Origin of the sequence: Amniculibacterium sp. G2-70 (assembly GCF_014353055.1) — a bacterium.
GTDB classification, from domain to species: domain Bacteria; phylum Bacteroidota; class Bacteroidia; order Flavobacteriales; family Weeksellaceae; genus Amniculibacterium; species Amniculibacterium aquaticum.
Window position 1 is genome coordinate 757485 of the sequence record NZ_CP060698.1, and the last position, 16226, is coordinate 773710.

18 protein-coding genes and 1 tRNA gene are annotated in these 16226 nt (G+C 37.5%); 5 read left to right on the forward strand and 14 right to left on the reverse strand.

The window, feature by feature from the left end:
• The 7 genes from nuoF to H9Q20_RS03460 form a co-directional block, all read right to left on the reverse strand.
• Nucleotides 1–1356: an NADH-quinone oxidoreductase subunit NuoF gene (nuoF, locus tag H9Q20_RS03430; protein WP_124640784.1), complete on the reverse strand. Its 1356-nt coding sequence runs from the start codon at nt 1354–1356 to the stop codon at nt 1–3.
• Nucleotides 1357–1367: 11 nt separating this feature from the next.
• Nucleotides 1368–1877 (reverse strand): complex I 24 kDa subunit family protein, encoded by a 510-nt coding sequence (gene nuoE, locus H9Q20_RS03435; protein ID WP_124640783.1) that lies wholly within the window; start codon nt 1875–1877, stop codon nt 1368–1370.
• A 93-nt stretch (nt 1878–1970) separates the two neighbouring features.
• On the reverse strand, nt 1971–3194 hold the full coding sequence (locus H9Q20_RS03440) for an NADH-quinone oxidoreductase subunit D (protein ID WP_124640782.1): 1224 nt from the start codon (nt 3192–3194) through the stop codon (nt 1971–1973).
• A gap of 38 nt (nt 3195–3232) precedes the next feature.
• The gene (locus H9Q20_RS03445; RefSeq protein ID WP_124640781.1) at nt 3233–3727 is read right to left on the reverse strand and encodes an NADH-quinone oxidoreductase subunit C; all 495 of its coding nucleotides are present in this window, start codon (nt 3725–3727) and stop codon (nt 3233–3235) included.
• A gap of 43 nt (nt 3728–3770) precedes the next feature.
• The gene (locus H9Q20_RS03450; RefSeq protein WP_124640780.1) at nt 3771–4328 is read right to left on the reverse strand and encodes an NADH-quinone oxidoreductase subunit B; all 558 of its coding nucleotides are present in this window, start codon (nt 4326–4328) and stop codon (nt 3771–3773) included.
• A gap of 34 nt (nt 4329–4362) precedes the next feature.
• Entirely contained in the window at nt 4363–4734 is a 372-nt protein-coding gene (locus H9Q20_RS03455; RefSeq protein ID WP_124640779.1) for an NADH-quinone oxidoreductase subunit A, read from the reverse strand.
• Nucleotides 4735–5102: 368 nt separating this feature from the next.
• A complete protein-coding gene (locus tag H9Q20_RS03460; protein WP_124640777.1) occupies nt 5103–6251 on the reverse strand; it encodes a GNAT family N-acetyltransferase in 1149 nt (382 codons plus the stop codon).
• Nucleotides 6252–6362: 111 nt separating this feature from the next.
• Between H9Q20_RS03460 and H9Q20_RS03465 the strand changes: the two genes are divergently transcribed.
• Entirely contained in the window at nt 6363–7052 is a 690-nt protein-coding gene (locus H9Q20_RS03465) for a zinc metallopeptidase (protein WP_187478305.1), read from the forward strand.
• On the opposite strand, the gene H9Q20_RS03470 is transcribed toward H9Q20_RS03465, so the two are convergent.
• The 7 genes from H9Q20_RS03470 to rbfA all read right to left on the reverse strand — a co-directional run bounded on the left by H9Q20_RS03470 (nt 7049) and on the right by rbfA (nt 14848).
• Nucleotides 7049–7654 (reverse strand): IMPACT family protein, encoded by a 606-nt coding sequence (locus H9Q20_RS03470; RefSeq protein ID WP_187478306.1) that lies wholly within the window; start codon nt 7652–7654, stop codon nt 7049–7051. The two genes, H9Q20_RS03465 and H9Q20_RS03470, sit on opposite strands and share 4 nt — an antisense overlap.
• A 16-nt stretch (nt 7655–7670) precedes the next feature.
• On the reverse strand, nt 7671–8699 hold the full coding sequence (gene ribD / locus H9Q20_RS03475) for a bifunctional diaminohydroxyphosphoribosylaminopyrimidine deaminase/5-amino-6-(5-phosphoribosylamino)uracil reductase RibD (protein WP_187478307.1): 1029 nt from the start codon (nt 8697–8699) through the stop codon (nt 7671–7673).
• 65 nt (nt 8700–8764) lie between these two features.
• Nucleotides 8765–10558 (reverse strand): DUF349 domain-containing protein, encoded by a 1794-nt coding sequence (locus H9Q20_RS03480; protein WP_187478308.1) that lies wholly within the window; start codon nt 10556–10558, stop codon nt 8765–8767.
• Between the two features lie 82 nt (nt 10559–10640).
• Complete coding sequence (locus H9Q20_RS03485; RefSeq protein WP_124640772.1) at nt 10641–11372, reverse strand: shikimate dehydrogenase family protein; 732 nt, start codon at nt 11370–11372, stop codon at nt 10641–10643.
• Nucleotides 11373–11427: 55 nt separating this feature from the next.
• Entirely contained in the window at nt 11428–13200 is a 1773-nt protein-coding gene (locus H9Q20_RS03490) for an endonuclease (protein WP_187478309.1), read from the reverse strand.
• A gap of 58 nt (nt 13201–13258) precedes the next feature.
• On the reverse strand, nt 13259–14464 hold the full coding sequence (locus tag H9Q20_RS03495) for an ABC transporter permease (protein WP_124640770.1): 1206 nt from the start codon (nt 14462–14464) through the stop codon (nt 13259–13261).
• 21 nt (nt 14465–14485) lie between these two features.
• Nucleotides 14486–14848 carry a 30S ribosome-binding factor RbfA gene (gene rbfA, locus H9Q20_RS03500; RefSeq protein WP_187478310.1) on the reverse strand — a complete coding sequence of 121 codons (363 nt, stop codon included), beginning with the start codon at nt 14846–14848 and terminating at the stop codon, nt 14486–14488.
• An 84-nt stretch (nt 14849–14932) separates the two neighbouring features.
• Here rbfA and mce point away from each other — a divergent pair, with 84 nt between their 5' ends.
• The 4 genes from mce (at nt 14933) to H9Q20_RS03520 (ending at nt 16212) form a co-directional block, all read left to right on the forward strand.
• Nucleotides 14933–15331, forward strand: a complete 399-nt coding sequence (gene mce / locus H9Q20_RS03505) for a methylmalonyl-CoA epimerase (protein WP_124640768.1) — start codon at nt 14933–14935, stop codon at nt 15329–15331.
• A 67-nt stretch (nt 15332–15398) separates the two neighbouring features.
• Nucleotides 15399–15472 (forward strand) — tRNA-Ile (locus tag H9Q20_RS03510).
• A gap of 36 nt (nt 15473–15508) precedes the next feature.
• Nucleotides 15509–15805 (forward strand): GIY-YIG nuclease family protein, encoded by a 297-nt coding sequence (locus H9Q20_RS03515; protein WP_187478311.1) that lies wholly within the window; start codon nt 15509–15511, stop codon nt 15803–15805.
• Between the two features lie 110 nt (nt 15806–15915).
• Complete coding sequence (locus H9Q20_RS03520) at nt 15916–16212, forward strand: GIY-YIG nuclease family protein (RefSeq protein WP_124640767.1); 297 nt, start codon at nt 15916–15918, stop codon at nt 16210–16212.
• The last annotated feature ends 14 nt before the right edge of the window (nt 16213–16226 follow it).

Consider the following 16226-nt stretch of genomic DNA (forward strand, 5'->3'; position numbering starts at 1 on the left):
TTATTGGTTTGCAGGTACCACAATTGGATCTGCATAATGAGCCAAACCGTAATTTTGAGTCTGACTAAGTTCTGGGTTTTTCACATACCATTCAAATTCGTCACGGAAATGTCTAATGGCTGCAGCTACAGGCCATGCAGCAGCATCACCAAGAGGGCAAATGGTATTTCCTTCAATTTTTCTTTGTACATCCCACAGCAAATCGATATCGGCCATGGTTCCTTTTCCGGAATAGATTTTTTTCAAAATTCTGTACATCCAACCGGTACCTTCACGACATGGTGTACATTGACCACAACTTTCATGGGCATAAAATCTAGCCAAAGTCAAGGTATGTTCGACAACGGATTGGTCTTCGTCCAAGACGATAAACCCTCCAGAACCCATCATGGTTCCTGTTGCAAAACCTCCGTCAGAAAGAGATTCATAGTTCATGTATCTCGGTTCACCACTGATGGTTTTCAACAATAAATTTGCGGGTACAATGGGTACGGAAGATCCACCAGGGATACACGCTTTTAATCGTTTTCCGTTCGGGATGCCTCCACAATATTCATCAGAATAAATAAATTCTTCAACTGTAATGGTCATATCAATTTCATAAACGCCGGGTTTGTTAATATTACCACAAGCTGAAATTAATTTTGTCCCTGTTGATCGGCCTACGCCAATTTTAGCATATTCAGCACCGGTCATGTTAATGATGGGTACTACGGCTGCAATAGATTCAACATTGTTAACCACGGTTGGTCTTCCCCAAAGTCCTTTTACAGCAGGGAAAGGTGGTTTGATTCTTGGATTTCCTCTTTTTCCTTCCAAAGATTCTAGTAAAGCCGTTTCTTCACCACAAATGTAAGCTCCGGCACCTCTTTGAACATAAATTTCTAAATCGAAACCAGAACCTAAGATGTTTTTACCTAGGAAGCCCGCTTTTTTTGCTTCTTCAATGGCTTCTTCTAATATATCCGGAATCCAAGAATACTCTCCACGGATGTAGATATATGAAAGGTTAGAGCCCAAGGTAAAAGATGAAATAATCATTCCTTCAATCAATAAATGAGGGATGAACTCCATCAGATAGCGGTCTTTGAAAGTTCCAGGTTCGGATTCATCGGCATTTACAACCAAGTGTCTTGGGATGCCTTCTGGTTTAGCCAAGAAGCTCCACTTCATACCTGTTGGGAAACCAGCACCTCCACGACCACGAAGTCCTGAAGCTTTCACCTCTTCCAACACTTGGTCTGGAGTCATTTTCAAAGCCTTTTCAACAGCATCATACCCTCCTTGTTTTCTATAAACATCGAAGTGGCGAATGCCTTCTATATGTGCGTCTTTAAGTAAAAGTTTTTTACTCATTTTTTTGTATATTAATCCAAAGCGATGGCTCCTTGACGGCAAAGTTCAATGATCTCATCTACTTTTTCTATGGTTAAATTTTCATGATAAAACTTGCCCAATTGCAACATTGGTGCGTATCCACAAGCGCCAAGACATTCTGCTGGTTTCAGGGTGAACAAACCATCTTCTGTAGTTTCTCCGTCTTTAATATTCAGTTTTGTACGGATATGATCGAGGATTTTTTCACTTCCACAAACCATGCAAGGTCCTGTTCTACATACTTCCAATACATATTTCCCTACCGGTTTCATGTTGAACATGGTATAGAAAGAAGCCACTTCATACACCTCAATCGGTTTTATGGAAAGTACAGTTGCTACATAATCCATTACCGGTACAGAAAGCCATCCGCCAAATTCTTTTTGCGCAACATGCAAAATAGGAATAAGAGCAGATTTTTGTTTACCATCTGGATAACGGGCAATGATCTTATTGACTTGCTCCATTGTTTCTGGTTTGAAAACTATATTTTCGCTCATTTTGATATTGAATTCAAGAGTTCAGATTGTGATTTTATAAAAAAAACGAAATCCGAAACTGTTATTAAAATTTATTAAAAAATCATCTACATATTATGCATCCAGCTCACCAGCAATCACATTCAGTGAACTAAGCGTGACTACGGCATCTGAAATTACAGAACCGGTAATCATTTCTGGATATGCTTGGTAATAGATAAAGCAAGGTCTTCTGAAGTGCAAACGATACGGAGATCGGCCACCATCGCTGACCATATAAAAACCTAACTCACCATTTCCTCCTTCAACGGCATGGTAAACCTCTCCTCTTGGGATATCGGTTTCGGCCATTACGATTTTAAAATGGTAGATCAGGGCTTCCATTTTGGTATAAACATCTGCTTTTTCAGGCAAGTAAAAATCCGGAAGATCAGCATGGAAATCACCTTCTGGTAAGTTTTCGTATGCATTTTTGATCAGTTTAAAACTTTCCCAAATTTCTTGTTGTCTTACCATAAACCTATCGTAAGTATCCCCTTGTGTACCAATTGGAATGGTAAAATCAAAATCTTCATAGGACGAATACGGTTGTGCTACACGAACATCATAATCCACTCCTGTTGCACGAAGGTTAGGTCCTGTAAAGCCATAACTTAAAGCTCTTTCGGCAGATATAGATCCTGCATTGATCGTTCTGTCCATAAAAATTCTGTTTCTCTCCAAAAGGGTACAGAATTCTTGGAATCTTTTTGGGAATTCTTTGATAAATGCTTTTATCAATTCGTGGAATTTTGGTGAAAAATCTCTTTCAAAACCACCTATTCTTCCCATATTGGTTGTCAAACGACCTCCACTAACTTGTTCGTAAAGATCGTAAATTCTTTCTCTATCTTGGAATACATAAGTAAATCCGGTTAGGGCTCCGGTATCTACACCAATTACGGAATTGCATACCAAGTGATCGGCAATCCTGGCCAACTCCATCATAATGATACGCATATAATCGACTCTTTTTGGCACTTGGCATCCGATTAATTTTTCTACCGTCATGTGCCAACCGATGTTATTAATCGGTGCCGAACAATAATTAAGGCGATCGGTGAGCGTGGTGATTTGTGCAAAATTTCTTCTTTCGGAGATCTTTTCAAATGCACGGTGGATGTACCCTACGGTTTGTTCGGAATGTAAAATTCTTTCTCCATCCATGGTAAGGATGTTTTGGAAAATCCCGTGTGTTGCAGGGTGCGTTGGTCCCAAATTCAGGGTATACAACTGTCCGTCAATTTGTTCTTTGGCTTCGTATTGCCCGAGTATATTGGATAATGTATTGTCTTTCATAATATTTGACTTTAAGCGTTAAGCAAGGCTTTAGCTTTTTATCTACCGAACATTTTATCGTCCTTATCGGTTCTGGTTTGATCCTCAAGAGGAAATTCCTTTAACATTGGATGAACTCCCAGCTCTGGATCGTTTAAAATAATTCTTAAATCCGGGTGGTTTCTAAATTTAATTCCGAAGAAATCAAAAGTTTCTCTTTCCATCCAGTTGGCTCCGGAGTACAAATCGGTAATGGACTCGACCTCCGCATTGGGTTTGGGCATGAATACCTTCAGTCTCAATCTGAAATTCTCTATCATGTTGTGAAGATGATAGATCACCCCCAACTCTCTCTCTTTGTTGTCTGGATAATGAATACCTGTCACATCGGTTAAAAAATGAAAATTCAGTGAAGAATCTTTCAGGTGATGAATGACTTTCTTAATATCTTCTTTTTTTATCTCTATGGTCAGCATTCCGTAAGGTTCAGAATGCGTAATTACGCTTTCTGGAAACTCTCTGGAGATGGCTTCTAAAACAAATTCGTTTGTCATATTTTCTACTTTTTATTTTCCGATTCGGAAAATGAATTAGAATTTATTTAATATTATAACTTTCTAAAAGTTTTTTGTATTCTTCAGAATCTCTTCTTCTCAAACTTTCACTTTGTGCTAGTTTTTGAATTTGCATAAATCCGTCCAAAATTTGCTCTGGTCTAGGTGCGCATCCAGGAACATACACATCCACAGGGATTATCTTATCAATACCTTGCAATACGGAATAAGAATCGAAAATACCACCACTGGAAGCACAAGCACCTACAGCGATTACCCATTTCGGTTCAGCCATTTGCAAATAAATATCTTTTAGGATTGGTCCTAATTTTTTGGAAATGGTTCCACAAACGATCAAGACATCGGCTTGTCTGGGCGAGAAACTCATCCTTTCCCCTCCAAATCGTCCTAAATCGTAATTGGGTGCCATGGTTGCCATGAACTCGATACCGCAACACGATGTTGCAAATGGCAATGGCCAAAGGGAATACGATCTTGCTAAACCGATGAGATCCGAAAGTTTGGTTGCAAAAAAACCTTCTCCTTCGTATCCCGCAGGAGCAGGAGCATTTGTATTTATGATTGGTTTATTATCAGACATTGTACTAATTAATTAAATTCAACTTTGGGCTCGATTATTTATTCCAATCCAGCGCACCTCTTTTCAAAACATAAATAAATCCTGTAAAGAAAACTGCTACGAAAGTTAGAATGGCTAAAAATCCTTCGAAACCGAATTCTTTAAAATTCACCGCATAAGGATAGAAAAACACAATTTCTATATCAAAAAGCACGAACAATACGGCCGTCAAGAAATATCGAATGGAATACGGAGCTCTGGCATTTCCTTTAATTTCTATACCACACTCAAAGTTTTGATTTTTTATGCTATCGCCTTTTTTCTGTCTAGGACCTAAAAAATGAGCTCCTAAAAGCGAAACCAAAACAAACCCCAACGACACCGCTGCGGAAATTAAAATCGGAATATAATTTTCTGGTAAATTCATTATCTACATTATTTTCTCAATTTGCAAATTTAAGGAATTTAACATTAAGTTATAAGTTTTATCATGCCTAATATCCGCTTCAATTTACAAAAGATGTAATTTAGAACGATTAAAAATAATCACCCGTTTAATTGTTTATTGAATTAAAATAATTCATTTTTATAAAACATTCCACCATTCTACCTTCAATTAACTTTTATTTTTTGTTTTCTTGAGTAAAACCATTGCCATATAAGCAATGTAAAGGAATATCACCGAACCCCAAACAATGTTTATAATATTATGAAGTCTAACATCATCAATTTTAAAGAATAAATTGTAAAAAATAAATGCGAATATTAACAATCCGTAGAAGTAAAGATGTCGTTTCATAAGTCAATTTTGTGTGGGTCGTTCAAATTCAAAGCGTAAGTTCTTCTTCTTTTATGATTTACAGGATTGTAATCTTGCCAAAGCAACTGGATATTTTTATTTTCTTCCAATTCTGGATTGGTTTCTAAAAACCGCACTCCTTTTTTCTTAAAAATATCATAGATCTCTTTAAAAATTATTGAGGTCACCCCTCGTCGTTGATAATCAGGATGTATCCCAATCAAATAAAAATTGGCTCTATCGTTTTTTTTGCCGGCTTGTAGAAAATGATACCAACCGAGAGGGAAAAGTTTCCCTTTGGCTTTCTGTAGGGCTTTAGAATAGGAAGGCATGGTAATGGCGAAAGAAATTAGCCTATCGTGTTCATCGTTAATGCACACAATATAGTCTTTATCTATAAAACCAAAGTATTTTTCTTTATAAGTCTTGATCTGCTCGTCCGTAATCGGGGTATAGGTCGAAAGGTTTTTATAGGTTTCGTCCAACAACTTGAACATGGGCTCTACCAAAGGTAGAATTTCTTTTTTATTGTTGAATTTTACCACTTTTAGTTTATATTTCTCCGCAATCAACTGACTGAATTTTGTGACTTTTTCCGGAAGAACATCAGGGAAAATAATTTCAAATTCTACCCATTCTTTTTCTTTTTTCAGCCCCAATTGTTCCATATGCTTTGGATAGTAATCGTGGTTATAAATCCCGATCATGGTTGCCAATTGATCGTAACCCATCACGAGCATTCCTGCTTTATCCAAATTGGTAAATCCCATAGGACCTTCTATTTTAGATACTTTGTGTTCCTTAGCATAATCTACAGCTTTAGCAATCAATACTTCGGATACTTCAGGATCATCTACAAAATCCAACCATCCAAATCGAACTTTTTCTATGCCCAATTCTTTGGCTTCTTTATGATTGATCATCACAGCAATTCGACCGAGTACTTTCCCCTCTTTCAAGGCCAAATATTTTTTACATTCAGAATAAAGCAATGCCGGATTTTCTTTAGAGTCCCAGATGTTTTTTTCATCTTGAATTAAAGGCGGCACAAAATAAGGATTGTCTTTATACAATTCCATAGGAAATCTAATGAAGTCCATCAAATCCTGACTGTTGGATACTTCGCGCATGGTGACTTTTGACATAAAAATTTCGATTGATACACAAATATAGGTTTTCTGCAATTATTTTACCATATTTGGCATGTTTTTTACATAACAATTCTAAGAAAAAATTAAAAGTTAAAAAAAATCAAAATGGGTAGTTATTATTTAATTATTGGAGTCGTTTTCCTTTTGAGTATGTGGATACAATATCGTTTGAAATCCAAATTTGAACATTACTCAAAACTGCATTTAAGAAATGGAATGTCAGGAAAGGAAATCGCAGAAAAAATGCTGAGAGACAACGGAATTACCGATGTGCAAGTAATCTCTGTACCGGGTCAATTGACTGACCATTACAATCCTGCAAACAAAACGGTAAACCTTTCCGAAGGTGTTTATATGCAAAGAAATGCCGCTGCTGCTGCAGTTGCTGCTCACGAATGTGGCCACGCTGTACAACATAAAGTAGGATATTCCATGTTGGAATTCAGATCCAAAATGGTCCCTGCCGTAAACATTGCATCCAATCTTATGCAATGGATATTGATGGGTGGTATTGCCGTAATGGCCATGAGCGGAAACAAAACCGTGTTAGCGATCGGTGTAGTATTGTTTGCCATAACCACTCTATTCGCATTTGTCACACTGCCAGTAGAATACGACGCCAGCAATAGAGCTTTGGCTTGGTTGGAAAAATCGGGAACGGTAAGTCGCGAAGAGCACGATGGCGCCAAAGACGCCTTGAAATGGGCTGCCAGAACTTATGTTGTTGCTGCTTTGGGATCCTTGGCACAACTTATCTATTTCGCATCCATGCTGATGGGTGGACGAAGAGATTAATCTAAAAAATCAAATTGAACATGTTGCATCTCGGAGAGTTTTTCCGAGATGTTTTCTTTATGAACCACTTTGAGACTTGCTTTTATGGTACACAAATCTTGGGTGTCAAAATCCAAAATTTTTGCATCAAATTTATTGAGCAAAGTAAAAAGAAGGTTTTGCTGATTGAAATTAAAACTCACTTCAAGTACCGTTTCCAATTCTTTTGTAACAATTTCACAAGCATCTAAAGTTAACTTTGCCGATTCCTTGTAGGTTTTCACCAAACCCGAAACGCCCAACTTGGTACCGCCGTAATATCGGATGACCACCAACAAAACATGGGTTATGTCGTGTGCTAAAAGTTGGTTATAGATCGGTAACCCTGCACTTCCTGAAGGTTCGCCATCGTCATTTGCACGATAATTTTCACCTTGCAAGCCCAAACGAAAAGCATAACAGTGATGGGTTGCTTTGGGATGAATTTCGTACAATTTCGCCAAACAATCTTTGACATCGGCTTCGTTGTTTACAGGATAGGCAAACCCAACAAATTTACTTCCTTTTTCTTTCAGAAGGACATCTTCGACGGGTACAGATATGGTATTATACGCATGGATCATTGCAAATATCGTTTAGCTAAAAGTCATTGTTTTTAAAATATTCAACGGTGCAGTTTCGGAAATTCTCTATGGAATTGGCATTAGATTCAAAACTTGGCGCTTGTGTTCCATTTTTTAAAATCAAATCTGAATTTTTAATAACAAAACATTCGTCCCAAATTTCATGTGCAATAAACTCGTTAAGGATCTTTCTTCCCCCTTCCACCAATACCGATTGTATTTGGTTTTCATACAAAGCCTTCATTAAATTCTGTAAAAAGTTTTCATGGTCAATTTTCACAAATTTCAAATTACCACAAACTTCATTTTTGATACCGTTGATGATGATGGTATCCGCCTCTTCATTAAATATTTTAAAATCAGGGGGAACTTTCAAATCAAAATCCACCAAAATCCGCGTTGGATTTCTACCGTCAATAGCCCTTGTTGTCAAACTCGGATTGTCGTTGAGTGCCGTTTGTGTACCGACCAAAATCGCATGCTCTTCACTTCTCATTTTATGAACAAACTGTTGGGTAACATCGTTACCAATCGCTGTTGGTTTAAAATCTTTATCGATAAAACCATCTTTAGATTCAGCCCATTTTAGGATTACAAAAGGCCTCTTTTTTTGATGATAGGTGAAAAATCGTTTGTTGAGCGATCTGCATTCGAGATTCAAACTTGAGAAACCCACTTCAATCCCCGCTTTTTTAATCAAATCAGTTCCTTTTCCATTGACCTTTTCATGAGAATCCAAAGTCCCCACAACAACTTTTTTAAAGCCTTCTTCCACAATCCTCAGAGAGCAAGGTGGTGTTTTCCCGAAGTGAGAGCAAGGTTCCAAAGAAACATAAAGGGTTGATTCTTTGAGAAGTTCTGGATTTTTCACGGATTTTATGGCATTCACTTCGGCATGAGCTTCACCCGCTTTTTTGTGATATCCCTCGCCAATAACCCGCCCTTGATGCACAACGACAGAGCCCACCATGGGATTGGGATAGGTTTTTCCAAAAGCTTTTTGAGCCAAATCGATGCAGCGCTGCATGAAAATTTCGTCGTTCATGTTGTATAAAAAAGCGAAGTCAAATGGTGCTTTGCTTCGCTGTTTGTTATTAAAATTTCAAAAGATTATTCTCCAGCAATCATTTGATGAAGGCTTACCTTCATGCTTTCCAACAATTCTTTTTTCTCGTCAATTTTGTTGTAAGTATCGGTTAACAAAGGATTTTCTCGACTTGGATTGGAGAAAAAACCCAGGTTATTTTCCAAAGTGGTAATTTCAGATTCCAGCTCAGCAATTTGATTTTTCATTTTTCTGGCTTTGTCTGTCAGTTGAGCTCCGGACAATCCATCTTCTTTCAGTTCGAATTCGTTGATCTTGTTCAGTTTCAATTTTTCTCTCAAGACTTTGTTAAACTCAGAATTGATGTTCATTTTTTCTCTTGGCACCTTTCCAATGGCATTCCATTCGGTTTTGATTGCTTCAATTTTTTCAACACTTCCTTCACCGTCAGAAACGGCTTTCAAATCGGCCAAAAGCTGAGTTTTCAATTTGAAATTTTCTTTCCAATTATCGCCTGTTGCTTTTTTCTTTTCTCGGTAGTTGTTAAAGAATCCATTGCACGCTTCTCTGAAATCCGCCCATGTTTTGTCGGTCATATTCCTTGGTACATGTCCAATTTTTTTCCAATCGTCTTGAAGTTTTTTGTACAACGGAAGTGCCATTTCCCAATCTTCGGTAAGCATATTGTCCTTTGCAATTTTGATCAGTGCCAACTTGTCTTCAAGATTTTTTAGTTGATTGCTTTTTAGTGATTTATAAAAATTATTTTTAGCTGAGTTAAAGTCTTTCAGCGCAACTTTAAAGGCATTCCAGTTTTCGTTTGATAATCTTCTTGGCACATTCCCGGTTTTTAGAAACTCGGATCTAAGCTCTTCTATTTTTTTGATGGCATTTTGCCAATATTGATGTCCTTTTTCTTGATTGGACAATACCGCATTCATTTGGGAAATGATATCATTTTTCTTTTCAAGGTGCGCCAACTGTTCGGCTTCTATCTGAGCCGTTAGCTCAGCTTTTCTTTCGTGAATTTTATTGGAAACCGTTTTGAATTCCTCCCAGGTTTTCTCTCTAAACTCTTCAGCGACAGGTTCTGCCTCTTCCTTCCATAATCTGTGCAGGTATTGCAATTCATTTAGCGCTTTTTGCACAGAACTTTCGCTTTCCAATTCTTTGGCTCTTTCGATGATGTGCAATCTTTTCTCTAAATTATGAGAATATTCTTGCTCCAAGAATTCTTTGTGTATGTCCAACATTTGATAAAACTGATTCAAATGATGAAAATAATCGTTGTTTAAGGTATTAAAATCGGATTTTGAAACCTGTCCGGCTTCCGTCCACATTTTTTTTATTTCTCTTATTTCTTTAAACAAATTAACACCCGGTTCGCTATTGGCATTCAGTCTTTTTAATCTTTCGATGATTTCGTGCCTTTCTTCTCTGTGTTTTTGATGCAATTCTTCCTGATGCTTCAGGTGCTCTTGGTGTTTTTCATGAAAAATATGCAGGATACCAGAGATTTTATTGGCCAAAGGATGCTCCCAAGAAAAAGATTCGTCGGTTTCGTGTTCGGCTTCGAATTCGTGTTTTTTCACTTCCCTTTCATCAGCCACTTTATTTTTAACCAAATTTTTGAGATGATTGAACGCTTTGGATTCGGCACCAGCATTGGGTTGATTGATTAATTTTTCCATTTCGTCCACCAACTCGCCTACGGATCGTGCATCCGTTGTATGCTCTACCTCATCATGTGCGACATCCGAAGCTTCGGGTGTGTTTTCAGATATGGCTTGGTCGTTATTTGGATGTTCTTGCTGTGGTTTATTCTCTTCGTTCTCAGAAAAGTTGCTTTCTGTAATCATAACAAATCTTTTTATTAGTTCTATGGTGTATCAATCAGTAAATTTATAAAAAAAACTTGAAATCAAGACCGACTTGTATTTTTTAATTTTCGGTCCAAATTCTCCATGCCGCTTCAGCTTGCTGCTCCAACATAAAAAGTCCATTCATGGTTTTGGCTCCCGCTGCTTGTCCCATTTTTAGAAAACGAGTTTCTGTTGGATTGTAAATTAAGTCGATCAGAACATGATCTTTTGTAAGTCCTAAAAATGGAAAATCCAGACAGTCGTCAACATTTGGGAAAGTCCCTACCGGTGTGCACTGTACAATTATATGATGTTTCCTTACCGTTTCAAAATTCAACTCGTCAAAGGTCAATCCTGTTTTTCTGGAAACAATTATGAAAGGAATATTTAGTTTTTTCAGCACAAATTGCACCGCTTTAGAAGCTCCTCCGTCTCCCAAAACAATTGCCGATTGCTGTTCATCTTTCAGCATCAACTTCAGGCTTTTTTCAAAACCTACAACATCGGTATTGTAGCCCTTTCTCTTTCCATCTTTTAGCAAAATGGTATTGACCGCTCCTATTTCTTGGGCTTCAGGACTAAGTTCATCCAAAAACGGAATTACTTTTTCTTTGTACGGAATGGTCACATTGAAACCCAACATTTCGTTGGAACTCAACAAAGATTCAACCTCATCAGAACTTTCAAGGTCAAAAAGCGAATACGAATACTCTTGAATGAAGGATTTTTTAAATTTCTCTTCAAAATATTTTTTAGAAAAAGAATAGGAGATGTTTTTCCCGATCAGTCCTAGTTTTTTAATAGCTTCCATCTTACAAATATAAAAAAGACCGAAGAAAACTTCGGCCTGGATGGTATGACATTTATTATTCGATAATAAACGATTTGGTTTCGTTTTTGGTTTTCAAGAAATATTTTCCTTTGGAGAGTTTTGGCAAGTTCAATTGGTTTCCGTTTTTAAAAGGATGTTTAATTTTCTCTACCAAACGACCTTCTGTGGAATAAATTTCTGCAAATTCTATTTTTTCAATATTTTTCCCTTTCACAAAAAGCTGATTGTTTTTCACTGGGTTTGGATACACTACAAACTGCTCATCTTTGGCAACTTCGTTGGTACCCAAAGTATAACAAGTCCAACTAAGATCGTCTATTGCAACACGATTTCCCGTGGTTGGTTGTATCACTTTTATGGTAAAACTTCCCGTTACATTAATGTTGTTAATGGTAAATGTACCCACTGTTGCAGAGTACGGTATGGTACCTACTTGTACCCCATTCACCTCAACATTCAGGTTAGCATCTGAACCCGAATACTTCAATTGGGTGGTCATGGTGATGGATCCGACACCTCCAGAAATTGTAGATGACAATAAATTTCCATTTCTTACAGTTATTGCTTTTCCATTAATGGTCTCATCTACCCTAGCATCGGTTGCCGTCCAAGTGATTGAATTGTTGGCCCAAGTTCTTATTGCATACCCAGATCCTGTAGGAATGGACGCAAAGTCTTCAGTCCCACAAGAAGTACCAGGAGTTCCGCCTCCAGATCCTGCTAGTGTTGTTCCACTTGCGGTATTACTTTGTGGTGATGCGTTTCCTGAAAGATCTTTTGCAATTAAATAAAACGAATAAGTTGTAGATGGCGACAATCCGCTAATCACACATGAAGTTCCGGAAACGGTGGAGTGATAAACTCCATTAACATAGACATCATAACCCGCCACAGCAACATTATCCGTAGCTGCTGTCCATGACAAATTGATTGAATTGCTGGTAGATCCAGAAGTCGCAAGATTGGCAGCTGCTGTTGGAGGTACCGCATCTAGATTCCCCCAAACTACACCCACCCACTGTGGATTATCGATGTAGGGATTCCTATTTCCTTGATAGGCATAAGAAGCGTTGTTTCTGCCAATTTCAGCTGCAGAAACCGGATCTTGAGCATGCCACAACAACAACTGGTTGAGCTCCCAAGATTGTAACCCTGGATACGAAGAACCTCCCAACATGTCCCCTGAAGAAAAATTAGAAAGGTTATTTTCATAACGGGTTACGAAATAAAATATCATCCTGGCGATATCGCCTTTAAACTCATCAATCGGCTCAAACACCGTTCCGAAATATCCTGCAGAAACAGAATTCCCCAATTTGGATCCGTTTTGAGAAGTGAATGTTGCTGTACCTACTTTCCCAAAAGGATAATTGCTTCTCATCCCATTCACTTTACCATCGGTAGCTCTGATGAAATGAATATCGTTTTTCATTGGTGAAGCTTCACTAAACAAACTTTGAGGTACAACATGCTCACGATTATAACAATGTCCCTCTGCAGAATACGACCCGCATTGGTTGGTCGATATCGTGTACGAATACGGATCCGATCCTGTAGGATTTTCAGAATACATATCCAAAACCGTTCCATCGTTTTCGTAGTAATAATCTCTGTCTGTAGTTTGATAGGCCGTCCACAATCCTCCATATCCATGATCGACATGACCGTTGGTGATGATCTGACTTAGTTTGGTTTTTAGTGCCTGACCTGTAAGCCCGGTAGTCCCGCTATAATAACCGGCAGGAGCTTGTGCTAATAAATTGGTGGACAGTAATAAAGAAGCCACCCATACGAAATACGATTTCATACTTTCTATGTTTTAAAAAATGGGCAACAAATTTACGAAATTAATATCGAGTTCTATATTATTTCTCCGTAATATTCTTTTTATTGATTTTTGAAAACAACCAAGCGATGATGACGCTAAAGAAAGAAGCAGTAGCTGTTACGATTAAATAATTTTTTGCCAGAATACGAACAGGATATGGGAAATTCTCGCCAGCTTGAAAGATTTCAGTCTGAATCTGAACCAAACAAATGGCGGTCCCCAACAAAAGTCCCGCAGATACTCCGGTAACAATAATGAGTATTCCCGTATAAAAATAGGTCAAACGAAGCTCTCTAAGCGACATACCAAAAGACAACAAAGCTCTTGCTTGCTCCTTCTTGTCCAATTGTAAAATGGTGATGGCTCCGGCCAAATTGAATGTTGTGATAAAAATAACCAATGCAAAAATAAGATAGATAAATATCTTTTCGGTATTGATCATTTTCCAAAAAGCCGCATTCTCTTCTTGCTTGGTAGTAATTTTTACAGAAGATCCCAATTTGGAAAGCAATTTAGCTTTTACCTCATCCGTCTGATCTGGATTTTTAAGCTTGATTACAATTTGGTAGGCTGAATTTTTGGGCAAGTTCAACAACTGCTGAGCCAGCTCTATTGGAGCAATAATGTAGTTGTTCAGCTGATCGTTTCCGGGAAAAATTCCGGTAATAAAAATTTCTTTTTTGTTAAAAATATCCTCCTCTTTGGAGATGATCCCCGTCCCTGCTTTTGGCATAAACATCATGGCATAATCCTGATCCGAACCTACCGGTATCGCCAAACGATTGGCCAATTGGTACTCCATCACCACTTCGTTGCTGTAGGTGTATCCAGGATAATTGCCAATTAATAGATTTTTATTGATCGGGTTGACTTGGGTATAGGCAGAATCGGTTGCTCTAAGATAGGCAATATCTCCTTTAGAACTGAACTCTACATAGACTTTCTCTTCAATAACTTTAGAAAAAGTTTTGATCTCAGTTGTTTCTTTCAGGGTTTTAACAATCGTATCGAGATTTTTCAGCGTTTTCCCAGACGAACTTTTTATGGTAAGATCGGCATGCAGATTTTTGATGATGTCTCGATTGAGATCTTCCAATCCCGAGAAAACCGAAATAATGATGAACATGGCCGTAACGGCAAAAGTCATCGCCAAAACAGCCAACCAAGTAATTATGGTGACTGCAGAACTTCCTTTTTTGGCAATAAGGTACCTTTGTGCAATATAAAAAGCCGTGTTCTTCAAGAAAATTCGTTCTAAGAGAATTTACAAAACGGGATTATCGCCCTCTCCTTTCAATTCTTTTTCAATTCTTTCTACATCGTCCAAAGTGGTATCTAAATAAAAATTTAGATTCGGAATAATTCGAACTTGTTTGCCCATTTTTTGTCCCATGTAATTGCGATACTGCGATTTATTGGTTTCAATTTCCGACATAATATTCTTGCGAAATTCCTGTGGAAAAATGCTCAAATAGATTTTAGCAATACTCAAATCCGCTGTAACCTTTACATCTGATACGGTAATAAGGATATTCTGAGGACTTTCAGCAGATTGTTTTCTGAACAATTCGGCAAAGTCTTCTTGTATGATTTGGGCTACTTTTCTTTGTCTGTTACTTTCATTCATGTTGCAAATTTAGTATTTTTGTTTGAATTTTATTTTAGAATTCAATTTCCAAACTTCCATTAATTTATCTTTAAAACTTATTTCATGAAAATAGAACACCTCGGCATTGCCGTAAAATCATTAGGAATGTCCGACGAACTTTTCGCAAAACTCTTAGGCAAGGACTGTTACAAAAAAGAAAGCGTAGAGCGCGAAGGCGTAACCACCTCTTTTTTTGAAGTGGGCGAATCCAAAATCGAACTTTTAGAAGCCACCAATCCAGAAAGTCCCATCTCAAAATTCATTGACAAAAAAGGTGAAGGCATCCATCACATTGCTTTTGGAGTAGAAAACATTTACTCAGAAATTGAAAGATTAAAAAAATCCGGATTCATCTTCATCTCCGAAGAACCCAAGGAAGGCGCTGACAATAAGCTGGTTGTATTCCTCCACCCCAAGTCCACCAATGGAGTCTTGGTAGAGTTGTGTCAAGAAAAAGCATAAAAAATTTTGCAGAAGATATTTTTTTATTATTTTTGCACACCAATCAACGGAAACAACTTGTTTTCGAGGTCCTATAGCTCAGTTGGTTAGAGCACCTGACTCATAATCAGGTGGTCCCTGGTTCGAGCCCAGGTGGGACCACAAAGCCTTAACATTTTTGGTTAAGGCTTTTTTTGTATGGACTCAATTTGTTATATATTGTATTCTAGATGTTTGGATAAATTTTATATCGGATTTACCCAAGATTCTTTGGACAATCGTTTGAAAAAACACCGTCTAGGATTCTATAATCAAGCCTTTACCAAAATCACTAATGATTGGGTGGTTTATTTCTTTATTAAATGTGATTGTAATGCTCAAGCTATTTCCATTGAAAAACATATCAAAAGGATGAAAAGTCGAACTTATATTGAAAATCTAAAAAAATACCCTGAAATCTCAGAGAAACTAAAACAAAAATATGCTTGCTCCTGACTCTCCCGATAGCTATCGGGACAGGTGGTCCCTGGTTCGAGCGGAATTTATCCCGAATACTTTCGGGAGGACCACAAAGCCTTAACATTTTTGGTTAAGGCTTTTTTTGTATGGACTCAATTTGTTATATATTGTATTCTAGATGTTTGGATAAATTTTATATCGGATTTACCCAAGATTCTTTGGACAATCGTTTAAAAAAACACCGTCTAGGATTCTATAATCAAGCCTATACCAAAATCACTAATGATTGGGTGGTTTATTTTTTTATTAAATGTGATTGTAATGTTCAAGCTATTTCCATTGAAAAACATATCAAAAAAATGAAAAGTCGAACTTATATTGAAAATCTAAAAAAATACCCTGAAATCTCAGAGAAACTAAAACAAAAATATGCTTGCACCTGACTCTCCCGATAGCT